At 52.6% G+C, this 14,846-nt stretch carries 16 protein-coding genes; 12 read left to right on the top strand and 4 right to left on the bottom strand.

Going from position 1 to position 14,846, the window contains the following annotated elements; genetic code table 11:
- Positions 1–335 precede the first annotated feature (335 nt).
- From AB1L42_RS09270 to AB1L42_RS09215, 12 genes are all read left to right on the top strand, one after another.
- Positions 336–1,085, top strand: coding sequence for a DeoR/GlpR family DNA-binding transcription regulator (locus AB1L42_RS09270; RefSeq protein ID WP_367053626.1), 750 nt, complete (start codon positions 336–338; stop codon positions 1,083–1,085).
- Between the two features lie 48 nt (positions 1,086–1,133).
- Positions 1,134–1,862, top strand: a complete 729-nt coding sequence (locus AB1L42_RS09265) for a phosphate propanoyltransferase (protein WP_367053623.1) — start codon at positions 1,134–1,136, stop codon at positions 1,860–1,862.
- A 112-nt stretch (positions 1,863–1,974) separates the two neighbouring features.
- A complete protein-coding gene (locus tag AB1L42_RS09260) occupies positions 1,975–2,274 on the top strand; it encodes a BMC domain-containing protein (RefSeq protein ID WP_367053621.1) in 300 nt (99 codons plus the stop codon).
- Between the two features lie 84 nt (positions 2,275–2,358).
- Positions 2,359–2,622: a BMC domain-containing protein gene (locus AB1L42_RS09255; RefSeq protein ID WP_367053619.1), complete on the top strand. Its 264-nt coding sequence runs from the start codon at positions 2,359–2,361 to the stop codon at positions 2,620–2,622.
- A gap of 56 nt (positions 2,623–2,678) precedes the next feature.
- Positions 2,679–3,869: an acetate/propionate family kinase gene (locus AB1L42_RS09250; RefSeq protein ID WP_367053617.1), complete on the top strand. Its 1,191-nt coding sequence runs from the start codon at positions 2,679–2,681 to the stop codon at positions 3,867–3,869.
- 1 nt (position 3,870) lies between these two features.
- Positions 3,871–4,188, top strand: a complete 318-nt coding sequence (locus AB1L42_RS09245; protein WP_367053615.1) for a EutN/CcmL family microcompartment protein — start codon at positions 3,871–3,873, stop codon at positions 4,186–4,188.
- The gene (locus AB1L42_RS09240) at positions 4,185–4,643 is read left to right on the top strand and encodes a hypothetical protein (RefSeq protein ID WP_367053612.1); all 459 of its coding nucleotides are present in this window, start codon (positions 4,185–4,187) and stop codon (positions 4,641–4,643) included. Before AB1L42_RS09245 ends, AB1L42_RS09240 begins: the two co-directional genes overlap by 4 nt.
- Before the next feature lie 205 nt (positions 4,644–4,848).
- Positions 4,849–6,369, top strand: a complete 1,521-nt coding sequence (locus AB1L42_RS09235) for an aldehyde dehydrogenase family protein (protein ID WP_367053610.1) — start codon at positions 4,849–4,851, stop codon at positions 6,367–6,369.
- 31 nt (positions 6,370–6,400) lie between these two features.
- Complete coding sequence (locus AB1L42_RS09230) at positions 6,401–6,664, top strand: EutN/CcmL family microcompartment protein (protein ID WP_367053608.1); 264 nt, start codon at positions 6,401–6,403, stop codon at positions 6,662–6,664.
- A 167-nt stretch (positions 6,665–6,831) separates the two neighbouring features.
- Positions 6,832–7,590 carry a hypothetical protein gene (locus tag AB1L42_RS09225; protein ID WP_367053606.1) on the top strand — a complete coding sequence of 253 codons (759 nt, stop codon included), beginning with the start codon at positions 6,832–6,834 and terminating at the stop codon, positions 7,588–7,590.
- Positions 7,587–7,886 (top strand): EutN/CcmL family microcompartment protein, encoded by a 300-nt coding sequence (locus tag AB1L42_RS09220; protein WP_367053604.1) that lies wholly within the window; start codon positions 7,587–7,589, stop codon positions 7,884–7,886. The genes AB1L42_RS09225 and AB1L42_RS09220 overlap by 4 nt, the downstream gene beginning before the upstream one ends.
- A 78-nt stretch (positions 7,887–7,964) precedes the next feature.
- Positions 7,965–8,852, top strand: coding sequence for a class II aldolase/adducin family protein (locus tag AB1L42_RS09215; RefSeq protein ID WP_367053602.1), 888 nt, complete (start codon positions 7,965–7,967; stop codon positions 8,850–8,852).
- A 148-nt stretch (positions 8,853–9,000) separates the two neighbouring features.
- Here AB1L42_RS09215 and AB1L42_RS09210 read toward each other — a convergent pair whose 3' ends face one another.
- The 4 genes from AB1L42_RS09210 to AB1L42_RS09195 form a co-directional block, all read right to left on the bottom strand.
- On the bottom strand, positions 9,001–10,368 hold the full coding sequence (locus AB1L42_RS09210) for a hemolysin family protein (RefSeq protein WP_367053600.1): 1,368 nt from the start codon (positions 10,366–10,368) through the stop codon (positions 9,001–9,003).
- Between the two features lie 185 nt (positions 10,369–10,553).
- Positions 10,554–11,021, bottom strand: a complete 468-nt coding sequence (gene ybeY / locus AB1L42_RS09205; RefSeq protein WP_367053598.1) for an rRNA maturation RNase YbeY — start codon at positions 11,019–11,021, stop codon at positions 10,554–10,556.
- Entirely contained in the window at positions 10,978–13,383 is a 2,406-nt protein-coding gene (locus AB1L42_RS09200) for an HDIG domain-containing metalloprotein (RefSeq protein ID WP_367053596.1), read from the bottom strand. Before AB1L42_RS09200 ends, ybeY begins: the two co-directional genes overlap by 44 nt.
- Before the next feature lie 5 nt (positions 13,384–13,388).
- Positions 13,389–14,390, bottom strand: coding sequence for a PhoH family protein (locus AB1L42_RS09195; RefSeq protein ID WP_367053594.1), 1,002 nt, complete (start codon positions 14,388–14,390; stop codon positions 13,389–13,391).
- Between the last annotated feature and the right edge of the window lie 456 nt (positions 14,391–14,846).

Below are 14,846 nucleotides of genomic sequence, written 5' to 3'. Positions count from 1 at the left end.
TTTCAACGCATTAGGTTGGGGGAATAGTCGAGCCGATGCGTGCACCGTCAAGTGATAGCGACTTTTCAGGCTGTACCGGTCGCGACAAGGTTACCGATCTCAATTTCGCACCTCCAGTCACTCCACCTGTTTTCAACGGAATCCTGTGATGGAAAGCGGACTCCCCGCCGACCCTGATCATGAATGGGAAAATGAGCGGAGCTTGAACGTCCCGTGAAGCCAATTGGAAGAAATTGAAACATTTTGAACAATATCAATCATTCCTGATTGATTTCAGTGCAAACACGAGCAAGAATTCCACCGAAAAGATCAGCAGAGAGAAGGGATGAAATCACGTGCTGCTCGATCAACGAAGAATTGGAATTCTTGAAATCATTGAGAGAAAAGGATTTGCGTCACTTTGCGAACTCGCAAACGAAGTTGATGCAAGCCAGTCTACTATCCGAAGAGATTTGGAACATCTTGAAAGAAGTGGACAAGTTCGACGCACTCGTGGAGGCGCAGCTTACGTCGGAGAATCCCTCACCGGGTTCGAAGAACGACGACATCTGGCTGCTGACGAAAAGCACGCCATCGCCAAAGCAGTGGTTCGACTGATCTCTCCCCAAGAGACAATCATTCTCGACGGAGGAACCACCACACTGGAAGTCGCCAAGCTTCTGTCGGGGCTTGGACTGCAGGTCGTGACGAACTCCCTGCCCGTTGTGAATCACCTCGTGGGAAGCTCCGACACCGAAGTTGTTTTCCTGGGTGGCTACCTCTACCCGAAAACTGGGGTAGCTCTTGGAGAGTTGACGATTGAATCACTCAAGCGGGTTCATGCCCGCAGGCTGATCATGAGTGTTGGGGGGATCACTGAAGAGGGTTTGTTCAATACAAACTCTCTCCTCGCGGAAACTGAGAGGCAAATGATGGAATCAGCCGATGAAATCATCGTCGTGACCGATTCCAGCAAACTCGGCCATTCGGAACTGGTCTGCCTGGGACCACTCTCCAAAGTGGATCGAATTGTTGTCGATGAAAAGATCTCCAATGAGTGGAGACAGAAAATCGTGGACCAGGGGATCGAACTCACGATCGCCTGAGGATGGATCACCTCCATTACTGTTGGAAGCTCATAAGGAATCAAAGACATGTCGGCGGCAAGTAATCAGGTGACTCGAGAAGATGTGGAACGGGTTGTACGTTCCGTTTTGAGTCGACAGTTTGGCCAGTCGCCTGCAGCACCCGCGACGCCAACTTCTTCCGGCAAGCCGAACCCGCTCGTCGTTAACATCTCAGCACGTCATTGCCACTTGACTGACGAACACATCGAAATCCTGTTCGGCAAAGGTCACAAACTCAACCCGATCAAGTGGCTCTATCAAGACGGCTACTACGCTGCCGAAGAGACCGTCGCCATCGTCGGCCCACGACGCCGCATGCTTCCAGAAGTGCGAGTTCTCGGCCCTTCGCGAGGTGCTTCTCAAGTCGAACTCGCTTTCACGGACGCGATCTCACTCGGACTCGATATCCCCGTTCGCATCAGTGGTGACGTCGCTGGAACTCCAGGCTGCCTGATCGTCGGTCCCAAAGGAAGCCTCGAACTCCACGAAGGAGTCATTCGTGCCATGAGACACGTGCACATGTCACCGTCCGACATGGCTGCTTATGGCGTTAAAGACAAAGACCTGATGCAACTAAAAGTTGAATCTCCGGGATGTTCAACCACTCTGGAGAACGTTTCCGTTCGCGGTGGAGACGACAAGATCAAACTGGAAGTGCATCTCGACACGGACGAAGGCAACGCAATCAACTTGCCGAATGCCACACACGTTCAACTTCTCAAAGCAAATGACAGCTCGTGTGGCTGTCACACGTAGTTTCGTCGATGAAACCAACTGATCCGGAAAACGCTTCCGGAGACGTTTTTTCAAAGCTCAACCCTACCGGGTTAATCCCATCCTCAATCTGTGAAATCGGAGAGTAAGACACATGGCCAAGGTTTCAGAAGCACTTGGAATGATTGAAACAAAAGGGCTCATCTGCCTGATCGAAGCTGCAGACTCTGCCCTGAAAGCTGCAAACGTCGAAATGGTCGGCTGGGAAAAAGTCGGAAGCGGACTCGTCACGATCTTCCTGACCGGAGACGTTGCTGCCGTCAAAGCAGCCGTCGATGCCGGAGCTGGTGCCGCCAGCAAGATCGGTGAAGTTGTCAGCGTGCAGGTCATTCCACGACCACACGAAGAACTGGCAACCATTCTGCCAGCCAAGAAAACCACTGCCAGCAAGTAATTCCCCGACTCGGGGCTTTCATCTGAAACAGATTCCTCCGCCGGTTTCCGGCGACATCTAACACTCTTTGATCAAGGGATCAACATGAACGAAGCGATTGGGATGATCGAAACGAAAGGGCTGACCGCCACGATCGAAGGATCGGACGCGATGCTCAAATCAGCCAACGTGACACTCGTCAAGCAAGTGCAAATCGGTGGTGGATTCGTCACTACGATCATTCGCGGTGACGTTGGCTCAGTGCGAGCCGCTGTCGATGCCGGAGCTGCTGCAGCTTCGAAAGTCGGCGACTTGGTGGGAGCTCACATCCTCCCACGTCCTGCTACAGGACTGATGGAAAACTTCTAGGACTCACCGCAAAACGATCGACGTTAAAGATTGGTTTCTGCAAAACGGAGGAAGCGGTGAAAGTTCTGGTGGCGAATCTCGGTTCGACGAGTTTCAAGTACCGACTGTTCGACATGGAAAGTGAAGAACAGCTGGCGCGTGGAGGAATCGATCGGATCGGCGAAGGCGCAGACTCAACGTGTGTCGCTGAAATCGGTTCCAATCGAATCGAGGCCAGTCAACGCATTGCAGACCATGCTGCAGCTGTGCAGATGTGCCTGGATCAGTTGACCAACCCCGAGTCAGGCTGCCTGCAGAGCGTCGAGGAAGTTTCGGCGATCGGATTCAAAGCTGTCTTCGCAGGCAAACTGAGCGGAATTCATCTCGTCAACAATGACCTGCTCAAAGCCATGGAATCATTGGCGGATGTTGCACCAGCACACAATCCGCCATATGTGAAAGCCATGCGTCAGCTGCAGGCTTCATTCCCCGAGATTCCCTTGGTCGCTGCCCTCGAAACCGCATTCCACGACACGATTCCAGAACCGCTGCGAACGTACGCTGTCCCCTATCACTGGGCCCAGGAATACGAAGTCCGCCGCTGGGGATTCCATGGAGCGAGTCACCGATTCATCGGAACCAAGATGGAGTCTCTCCTCGGTTCCAGCGACGCGAAAGTGATTTCGTGCCATCTTGGCGGAAGCAGTTCTGTCTGTGCCATGCGGGGAGGCAAATCTCAATCAACCTCGATGGGCATGACTCCTCAATCAGGATTGCCACAGAATAACCGTGTCGGAGATTTCGATCCGTTCGCTCTCAGACTCGTCAAACGACTGACAGGCAAGTCGTACGATGAGCTGCTCGACGAACTCTCTTCCGAAGGGGGACTTCTGGGAATCAGTGGAATTTCGAATGATCTGCGAGACATCGAAAAAGCTGCTGAAGGGGGCGACAAGAGAGCCCAACTCGCCATCGACATTTACTGTGCCGACATCAAACGATACGTCGGTCAGTATCTCGCGGTTCTCAATGGTGCCGATGCTCTCGTGTTCACTGGCGGAATTGGTGAGAACAGTGACATCGTCCGCCAACAGGTCTGCAGCAACATGACCTACGCTGGCATCGAACTCGACGAACAGAAGAATCAAAGCGCTCGCGAAGAGGGAATCATTTCTACCGAGCAGAGCAAAGTTCAGATCTGGATTGTGCCGACCAACGAAGAAATCGTTGTCGCCCGGCAAACAGCCCAAGTGGTCAAGGGAGAGTGAAATGTTTCTCGCCAAGATCACAGGCAACGTGACATCAACACACAAAGTGCAGGCCATGGTTGGCCAGAAGCTGTTCATCGTGGAACCGCTTCGAGTCGATGAACAAAACCAGGACAGCCTTAAAAGTACCGGTCGCACGTTTATCGCGGTCGACACCGTTGGCGCCGGAGAAGGAGAAGTCGTTCTGATCGTGCAGGGTTCGAGTGCACGATTCACCGATGACACCAAAACCCTCCCCATCGACTGTGCCATCATTGGGATTGTGGACAACGTCCGAGTCGGATCACACGCGATCTATTCGGAGGGCAGCGACTCGTGAACAGGATGGACTTCAGCGACAGAAAGAAGGTCTTGCGAAAGTGTCAGATCATCGCAGGAGCTCTCATTATGGGCGTTGTCATGTTCGTTCTTGTGGCCATTGTTCTCACTGAATTCGGAAGTTTTGAAGGAGCGGACTTCGGTGGAATCCTCATCGCAGTCGCTGGTGGTTTCGCAATCGCAATCTCCATCGCAGTGATGGCTGGTTCGAAAAAGATTCCGATTGCGGAGAACGCCGATGAGCCAGAACTCCTGAAGGTGTTCATGGCTCGCAACCTCCTGACGAAAGCTCCCCTCGAAGGAGCAGCCCTTTTCAACGTGATTGCATTCATCCTTGAACAAAGCGTCTGGTCACTGGCGATTACTGGCTTTCTCGTTGCAGTCATGATCGCCACGTTTCCGACTCAGACCAAACTCGACAACTTCATCACGGCACATACGACCACGACCGTTTGACTGTCGAGTTTTATCAGCCCCATACCAAGGCAAGACGTACAACAAACAACTCACGCGGTGCGACACAAACCGCGAAAACTGCACACTGACTTTCATTCAAAATCATAATCACATCCTCTGACTGATCCCTGATGCTGAAGCCGTCTTAGGCTTTCCAGCGACAGAGTCAGAGTTTCGATACCAACCAGCGAAGTGAGGAATGACGATGCAAGCCACCGAATCCGCGATTCGTACCGTTGTCGAAGAAGTGCTGGCCGAACTTGGGAAGACTCCAAAACAAGTCAACGGAGCAGCCCCGCACTTCAAACCTGCTGCTGACCCAAGCGGCATTCGTGTTGTCTCAAGTGGCGCCGTCGCTGGACAATCTTCAAGCTCCGTAATGGGGTCTTCACCGAACAGCGGAGACTTGGGGGTCTTTCAATCGGTCGACGCAGCCATCGCTGCGGCTGATGCTGCGTTTCAGCAGTTGTCTAAATCGACGGTTGAAAATCGCAACATTGTCGTGAACATCGTCAAAACGATGTGCGAACAACGGGCCGAAGAATGGGGCCGCAAAGAATTCGAAGAAACGAAAATCGGCCGCCTCGATCACAAAATCGCCAAGCTGAAAATCATCAAACAAGTACCCGGCACTGAATGGCTGAAGCCGAATTGCTTCAGCGGTGATCACGGAATTTCGCTCGAAGAACAAGCCCCGTTTGGTGTCATCGGAGCGATCACTCCCGTGACACACTCGCTCCCGACTCTAGCGGGAAACATCGTCAACATGGTCGCTGCTGGGAACAGCATCATCTTCAACCCGCATCCTTCCGGAGCCAAAATCGCATGCGAGGGCGTGCAGGCTTTCAACAAAGCGATCTTCGAAAAGACCGGAATTCAAAACCTCATCACGATCATTGGGACACCGACGATCGAGTCGGCGAATGAGATCTTCCATCACCGCAAAGTTCGCATGCTTTGCGTCACGGGAGGACCTGCCGTCGGACGAGCAGCACTCGGAGCGAAAAAACGAGCTGTTGTCGCTGGGCCTGGAAACCCTCCAGTCGTGGTCGACGAAACTGCTGACCTCGAAAACGCCGCAAAGTCGATCGTCGCGGGAGCAGCCTTCGACAACAACCTACTCTGCATTGGAGAGAAAGAAGTCTTCGCTGTGCAGTCGATCTTTGATCGCCTGCTGGAAGCCGTCTCCAAGAATGGTGGTTTCCTCCTCAACAGCTCACAGGTGGACGCGTTGACAAAACTGGCATTCTCTCCTCCCAAAGAAGCGGGCGGTCATCCCGTTCTCAACCGTGATTTCATTGGAAAAGATGCAGCCTACCTCGCTCAGCAGATTGGAGTTTCTGTTCCTGCGAACACCGAGATTCTCTTCGGCGAAACGGACACAACAAACCCATTCGTGCCTGAAGAACAGATGATGCCATTCATCCCGTTCGTAAGAGCACGAGACACGATGCATGCGATTGAACTCGCCTACGAGTTCGAGCACGGCTTCGGACACACCGCGATCATTCACTCTCGAAACGTCCATGCCATGACCGTGATGGGACGACTCATGAACACCACGCTGTTCGTGAAAAACGGCCCATCAATGGCGGGTCTCGGATTGGGAGGAGAAGGTTATCTCTCCTTCAGCGTCGCCACACCAACCGGCGAAGGTGTGACCAATCCAGGGACCTTCACACGCACACGACGCTGTGTGATGGTCGATGAACTTCGAGTTGTTTAATTGATCAGAACTGCCTCGCGGACAAACCAACATGTTGCACGCAAAAGTCATCGGGCATGCCACATCCACGGTGAAGCATCCTTCTCTCAACGGCTGGAGAATGTTGCTCGTTCAGCCGTTGAAGTCTGATGGCTCTCGCGACGGAGTTCCCTTTATTGCGATCGACGAACTCGGAAGTCGAGCTGGTCAGGACGTCATTTTGACTTCCGACGGAAAGTACGTTTCCGAATCGATGGGGTCAAAGAACACACCGGTGCGATGGATGGTCATCGCCCAACCCGACAACCAGTCTTAGAGACAGCACCTCGACCTGACTTCGTTCAAAACAGCAGAGACCGCAGAGAACTTAGCGCACTTCGGATTTCGTCTTCACTCTCTCGTACGAACAAGCACAGCCACTTACTTAGTGTAACAGCACAAGCGAGTGCACAGGAAAGAGCAACCTGCTCTAGAATCGACACGATGAACCTTTCCGCTGAAGCAATCGACCGCATCGTCGCTAATGTGCTGAATCAATTCAGCACACCGAAGGCGGCGCAGATTGCCAGCACGAAACCCACCGGGATTTCATCTGCCGAATCAAGACCGAACGCGCCCCCAGCAGAGCCTGTTGCACCAGAATCAGAGCCTTCACGCAGTGAAGTGCAAATCAGTGACTCTGTCATCACTGCGGAAACCCTTCACCGGATTCCAGATGGTTCACAAGTCATTGTAAAACCCCGTGCCATCATCACACCCGCAGCTGACGATATTGTTCGTCAGGCGAAGCTGATGATTGAACGTCGACTCGAATCACAAACTGCCGCATCCACTCAATCAAGCTCCGGCAAGGCTCCATCCGCCTCAAACTCAACATCAACGCTCGGAGCAGCCATCGTTCGCCACAGCTCGGCGCTCGACAGTGCCCTGGAAGAGTTGAAGCTGAAGTCACGCGAGTTGGTGAGTTGTCCAGACGATGCCGCGAAACAAGCCATCAGCGAGATCAGTCGCAATGGTGTCAACACGATGCTTATCTTCGCGGAGCAACAGCATCGAGCAGCATGCCTCGCGAATCGTAATGAACGAGTGAAGGCGGTCGTCGTTCGCGATGCAAGCGACGTTCAGCAAATCCGAAAACAACTTCGAGCAAACGTCTGGTGCCTCGATCCCACGGATCGCAGCTACTACGAATTGAAAAACGTCCTCAAGATGATCACCGAATCCGGGAGGTCCCCTTCATGATCATCGGCGAAGTCATCGGAAGTGTCACGCTCTCTCGCTGCCATCCCTCCATTCAGGGAGGAAGCTGGAGAGTTGTCGTTCCGCTCGATCTACCCGCATTGCAGGGAAGTGAGTCAGGCCGAGGCGAACCGTTCGTCGTGTTCGACGAAATCGGCTCAGGCAACGGTTCCCTGATTGCGGTGAGCGAAGGAGCAGAAGCAGCGGCTCCATTTCATCCAAATCCGAAACCACTTGATGCTTACTGCACAGCGCTGCTCGATGTCGTCGATATCAGAGAAGGCACCGACTTCTCGTAAGACATAGACCACTCAAGACACTGCATCAGGAACTGTCCTTGATGCCCGGAATTTTCAACCCGAATTGAGACAAGAACGATGTACCACCCACTCTTCAACAATCCGGAAATCAAAAATCAGATCTGCGAAATCGGTCGTCGTGTCTACGACAAAGGCTTCGCCGCAGCCAACGACGGAAATATCTCTCACCGAGTCGGAGAGAATGAAGTGCTTTGCAGCCCAACGATGATCTGCAAAGGCTTCATGAAGCCGGAAGACATCTGCATGGTCGATCTGGAAGGAAAGCAACTCGCTGGAACCAAAAAACGGACTAGCGAAATCCTGCTGCACCTGGCAATCATGAAGCATCGCCCAGACGTCAAAGCTGTCGTGCACTGCCATCCACCGCACGCAACTGCATTCGCAGTCGCCCGGGAAGCGATTCCACAGTGCGTTTTGCCAGAAATCGAAGTCTTTATGGGAGAAGTCCCACTGGCCCCTTACGAAACTCCCGGGGGACAGGAATTCGCAGACACCGTTGTTCCATTCCTCAAAGCGACCAACACAATCATCTTGACGAATCACGGAACTGTCAGCTTCGGAAAGACTCTCGAAGAAGCTTACTGGAAGACTGAGATTCTGGACGCTTACTGTCGAATTCTAATCCTCGCGAAACAGATCGGTGGAATCACCTATCTTAACGAGCAGAAGTCACGCGAGCTGCTGGATCTCAAGCAACGGCTCGGATTCGACGATCCGCGATTCCACATGGAAGATTGCGACCTGTGTGGCAACACTGCCTTTCAGGAAGGGTATCGCGAGAACAACGTCCCTGCTCCGCACACCAAAGCCTTCGATCCACCTCCGTCATATCCTGGCTACATGAAAGTTCCATCTTCATCACCAGCTGAAGCAGCGGGCGGAAATATGGACGCACTCGTGAAAGCCATCACTGACGAAGTGATCGCAGCCCTGAAGTCATCGTAGACACCTTTTCGAAGCACGTAAGACTTCTCGTGTCATTGCCTTCGGACGCTCAGAACAAAGTGAGTTTGTTCTGAGCGTTTTTGTTTTGTGATGCTGCACGAACAATGTCGCGTGCCGCGACATTGCAATGAAAGCGGACCGAATTCCGTCAACCCGCCTGTTCTTCAGACTGATTCAGAGCACCCTGAACAATTCTCAAGTTCGGAGTTGTGGTGTCTGAAGCGGCTTCTTCTCCGATCAGACGCTCGCTGTAACGTGGCCACGGAACCGGGTTGTAGAGCTGGATCTTGCTGATCTTCCGTTCCGTCGCTTCGAGAACCTGAATCTGAATCTGGTTCCAATCGAAATACTCGCCTTCCTTAGGAATGCGTTCGAGAGTCGAGAAAACAAATCCGCCGAGCGTGTCGTAGCTGTTGCTGTCGGGAAGTTCGATCTCGAGCAGATCGTTCATCTCATCGATACGAAGTCTCGCGTCGACTGCCACGGTGTGTTGATCAATCCACTCCACACCTTCTTCTTCGTCCTCGTCGAACTCGTCAGCGATATCCCCCACGATCTCTTCGAGAATGTCTTCAAGCGTGACCAGCCCAGTCACTCCGCCGTATTCGTCCAAAACGATGGCAAGGTGTAACCGCTTCTGCTTCATTTGGTTCAAAAGCGCTTCGATGGTGCTGGTCTCTGGAACGTAAAAAGCCTCCCGAACAATGTCTCCGAGAGTGACGTTCGAGTGATCTTTTCCGAGTTGCTCGAGCAGATCTCGGGCGTAGAGAATTCCAGCGATCTGATCCGCTGAACCATTTACGACGGGAATTCGCGAATGCCCTGCATCCAGCAGTTCCAGGCGTGCTTCCTCAAGAGTTTTGTCGAGCTGAATGGAGATAATGTCCGTCCGCGGTGTCATCACGGCACGAATATCTTCTTGCCGCAATTCCATCATTCGATGGAGCATTTTCCCAGCTTTGGATTCCAGAACTCCCTCGCGTTCACCTTCATCGACGACGCTCTGAATTTCTTCGGTGAAGGTTTCGACCGATTCCGGAGTCGGTTCTTTCAGTCCGAACAACCGATGAAAGAACTTGTCGACCGCGTTCGAAAAAATGGTAATGGGTGAGCAGACTCGCATCGTCAGATCGATGACCGGCCACGTATAAAACAGCAGATGTTCTGCCAGCACATGCGACAGCGTCCACGGAATGAGACCGATGAATATCCAACAAAGTGCCGTCGCGACCAACAGGTCTCCCACCAGTTGAAAGCCGCTTAATGCTTCGATCTGCGAATACCTGGCATAGCCTGCCAACAGGATGGCCAGAGTGAGCATTGAAGTCCGGACGAACTCAGTCGCCTGCAGCGCCTGCTCATCGTCTTTGAGAATGACTCCGAACCGGGCCTCGTTATTTTTCTGCCTGCAGACGAATGCCAATCGGCTTCGAAAGAAGTTTCGCAAGCTGTCGCTGACGGTCGCATAGAAAGCGCTCAGCAGAAAACAGCAAACGGCAAGAGTGAAAATGTTCACGACGGGTATTCTGGTAAAAGGGCTGAATCGATCTGAAAGGTCTTCGATGAAGTGCCCTCAAAACCAGCGAACGAATTGTGCTTAAAACGATTCATTTTTTCACTGAGTTTGGAAGGTTCATCTCCAACGCAAAACGTACTTCCGTTTTCACTCGCTGGGATTGTTCGAAACGTTCTTACATCATTTTACGTGGCGTAGTTCGGAATCAGATTCCAGTTCTTCAGGACCGCTGTTTCTCGGCCCCGCATCTGCTGTTTTTCTTCATCTGTGCTGTCTTCGTATCCACACAGATGGAGTGTTCCGTGAATGAGATACAATCTAAGTTCGTGTTTCGGATCCCATCCAAATTCGGCTGCTTCACGATGAGCTGTGTCGGTACTCACCACCAACTCTCCATCGAGTTGTTGTGACTCTGAGCTAGTTTCTTCGAATTCTGAATCGTCATATCGAAAACTGATCACATCGGTCGGATAGTCATGTTGCAGATGGTCGCGGTTCACTTGATGAATCGTGGGATCATCCACCAGCGCAACAACAATTTCTGCTCGAGGAATCTGCTCTGCTTTCAGAACAGCCTCGATCGTCTCACAAACAAAAGCTTCATCGACTTCAATTTGCCGCTGGTTGTTTGACAGATGAATCGTGTACTTCACTCTTTTTTTTCCCGTCCTGCGCATCGGGGTAACGTATTCGACCGTGATAAATTCCAATCAAAGACTTTGTCACAGAATCTTGAATTGTGCGAATATCAGACATCTTCAGATCACATTCGTCGAACTGCCCATCGAGAAGTCGACGCATCACGATATCGTTCACGAGAGTTTCAATCCGCTTCGGAGTCGGTTCCGTAAGAGACCGACAGGCACTCTCGCAGGCATCAGCGATCATCATCACGCCCGTTTCGCGAGTCTGCGGCTTTGGGCCGGGATACCGAAACGACGACTCTTCCGCGTCGGTTTTGTGATCCGGTTTGCATTCCGCCAGCTTGGCGGCCTCTCGGTAGAAATACTCGACGAGAGTCGTGCCGTGGTGTTGTTCGATGAAGTCGATGATCGGTTGCGGCAGGCCATACTGCTCAGCCAGTTCCACACCGTCTTTCACATGCCCGATGATGATCAGCGTACTCATCGCCGGATTGAGCTGCTGGTGCCGACTGCTCGACGCATCCTGAAGATTCTCGATGAAATACTGTGGTTTGAGCATTTTCCCAATGTCGTGGAAATAGGCTCCGACACGCGCTAAGAGTCCGTTTCCGCCGATACGCTCAGCAGCCGTTTCGGCAATGCTGGAAACCGCAATGGAGTGGTTGTATGTCCCCGGTGCCAGTCGCACCAGATCTTGGAGCAGTGGGTGCGAGGGATCACTCAACTCGAGAAGCGTCATGTCCGTGACAACGCCGAAGGCACTCTCGATAAACGGCAAACTTCCCGCGACCAGGAAGCCTGCGACGAGGCAAAGAGCCGCCCCTTTGGCATTCATCACGAGCAGTTGAGTGTCCTGCATCACTTCTGTGACTGACTGCGTTTCGATAATGGCAATGCCACAGCCGACAGTGAAGAAGGTGATCGCAGAAATGAAACTGGTCTTAATCAACGTCGCACGAGTCGAGACTCTCTTTAAGGGAATAATCGCAGACGTCGCCGTCGCCATGAGAACCAGGAAGTGATTGAACTGCCCCGTCGTAGCCATCGTCAACAGCAACGAAAGTGAAAATGCAGTCATCGTTGCCAGCACTTGATTGAATGCCACGGACAACAGCAAAACCGTTGTGAGAAGAGGCACAATCTCAGCACGAAGCGGATCAAGTGAGACAATTCTGCCGATGAATGCCGTCGCGATAATCGCAACCCAGAATGTGATTAAGTAGTTGAGGTTGTTCGCAATTCGGGGTTCGTTTTTAGCGATGTAAAAACCATTCAGGATGGTCAGCACAGCGACCATGACGAACGCCACAAGCATCCGACTGAATCGTGCCCCCTCGTGAATCGTGGACTCAGCCGCGTTGTACTCATCGAGCAGCAAGCTGAGATGAGACTGGTCGAGAAACTGTTGCGGTTCGACCAGCAAGTCCCCCTTCAGGTAGCGTTCCATTCGCGGATCGACTTGCTCGCGCGCAGCTGCGATTTCCGCAGCTGTCGCAGATTGATCGAAGATCAACGTCGGCGTTGCACGCTCGATGAGCCAGTGGATGATCGGCCGACGAATATCGGGCGAGAGGGCTTCGAAGGTGTCCCATGAGTAGCCAAGCTGCCCGGCTTCGTTGAGCTGATCCTGCAAACGAACACGCGGCAACAACACTATTCGACCGGTTTCGAGTCCGTCGCCGTTGTTGACAATAAGCAGCCGGCGATCGGGCGTCAGATTTCGATTCTGACGTTGAGCGAAATCGCTTCCGATAATTCCTGTTTCCAGAATCGGTTGAATGAACTCACGAAACTCTTCGACCATCGCCTCGATTCGCTGCTCGGCCCGAGTCATATCGGGGCCGACGATTGCTGATCGAAGCACGGCGAACCGTTCAGCCGGGGAACCAGCATGAAACCAGTCTCCGACGATCTTCCCACCCAGTTCACTCGACGACTGTTGAGTCAGACCAAAGTTCTGGCGAGTCGTCAGCGGAACAAGTTCGAGGTTCTGAGCAGCAGCAATTTCTCCAAGTGCTGCCCGCAACTCTTCAGGTAGCGAAACGAGAGGAGTTGAATTCAGTCGAAAGATCCACGGAACCGATTCCGCAGCACGTTCCCGCGCGATCTGCGTCTGCTCGACATCGATGCGTTCGAATTCAATCTTCGCAGCGACGCCATGCTCGATGTAATCCCCGCGACGATATTGGAACGGGGACTTCCAGCTTTGCAGCGCAACGACAAGCAGCACGATCGCCACAAACGAGACACCGATGCGAATCTGCAGTCGACGATCGCGCAGTGATTTTAGAAACCGTTTGATGGCTGTGTCAGGACGGCGGATTCCCGCTGATTTCGAAACCCGGCTCCGTTTATGTCCGAATCTAAACATGGTTGTCAGGACTTCTCCATCGACGCAGCAGCAACTTCTGTCGCTGCGTAACGATTTCGCGTGGGACGAGTTCCTTGATCGTCATACGCCTTGACGATCTCACGTACCAAACGATGGCGAACGATATCCTCTCCTGTCAGTTCGACGACTTGAACTCCCTTGATTTTCCCGAGACGCCGAATCGCATCATTAAATCCAGATGTGACGTTATCTGGCAAGTCTGTTTGTGTTGCATCCCCCGTCACGACAATCGTCGAGCCCTCACCCATACGAGTCAGGAACATCTTCATCTGCGTGATCGTCGTGTTTTGTGCTTCATCGAGAATGATGAACGTGTCGTTCAAAGTTCGTCCACGCATGAAAGCCAGCGGGACGATTTCGACCACATCATTTTCCATATAGAGCCGAACTTGCTCGAAGTTCAGCATATCGTTCATCGAATCCAAGAGCGGCCTAAGGAATGGATTGACCTTCGCGAGCATGTCCCCGGGCAGAAATCCGAGCTTCTCTCCTGCTTCGACTGCTGGACGAACGAGAACAATTCTTCGGACCTTCTCCGACCGCAGTGCATTGACTGCCATCGCCACTGCGAGATAAGTCTTTCCGCAACCAGCAGGGCCTTTGCAGAATACCAGGTCGTGATTCCGAATAGCTTCTACGTATTTTGCCTGGCCAGCCGTACGAGGCTGAATTCGCTTAGCCTTCTCAAAGAGGTCGATCACCTGCTCTGATGAAGGTTGATCTTCTGTGCGATTGGAAACCAACCGATCGACGACCGCATCGTGAGCGATTCCGTCGCGTTTGATGATCTCGCGCAGTTGCTCGAAAGCCTTGATCGTTGACTCAACAGCGTCGCTTTCCCCTTCGACGACGATCGAATCCCCGCGGAGCACGATCGCTGTTCCGTAAGCGTCGCGCAGGCGCCGAACGTGGCTATCGCTTGGTCCGAAGAGCAAGCGTGCTTCGTCTGGGTATAGCAGAGAAATTGTGGAGGATGTTGTTGTCATTCACCAAAGCCAACAGAATTGTGTCTGAACTGCAGATGGGTGCCCGGGTCGTCAGAATCACCGGTTCGTTCTGAAAGAAACGGCTCGTGCCATTACGTTAGAGCACGTGGTTAGCAACATGCTGAGCGTCTGCGCGGATCGACCCTGGGTTAAGAAAATCGCCATACAGCGGTCTGTGGAGACGGCAAAACCTCTGACAGAGCGATCGGCGGGCTCTTGCTTCAAATTTGACCCCGGACTATTCCGCCGATTGAATCCAGGCCAACGAGGCGATCGAATTGACGTGATCTTGCTCCACTGATGAATCAATGAGCTGGCTCATTCCGAAGAGCCTGCCCATCAGGTATTTGAATGGCAGAATCAACTCTCAGCAGATTGGTGCTGAAGGTGTTTGAGTGTGATAATCCTCACTCATTCCCTTGCCATCGATTCATAGATTTTATCCCGTAGTTTTGT

The sequence above is a fragment of the Thalassoglobus sp. JC818 genome (genome assembly GCF_040717535.1).
Taxonomy (GTDB): Bacteria; Planctomycetota; Planctomycetia; order Planctomycetales; family Planctomycetaceae; genus Thalassoglobus.
The sequence above is the reverse complement of the archived record's forward strand: the minus strand, read 5'-3'. Positions and strand labels throughout refer to the sequence as shown.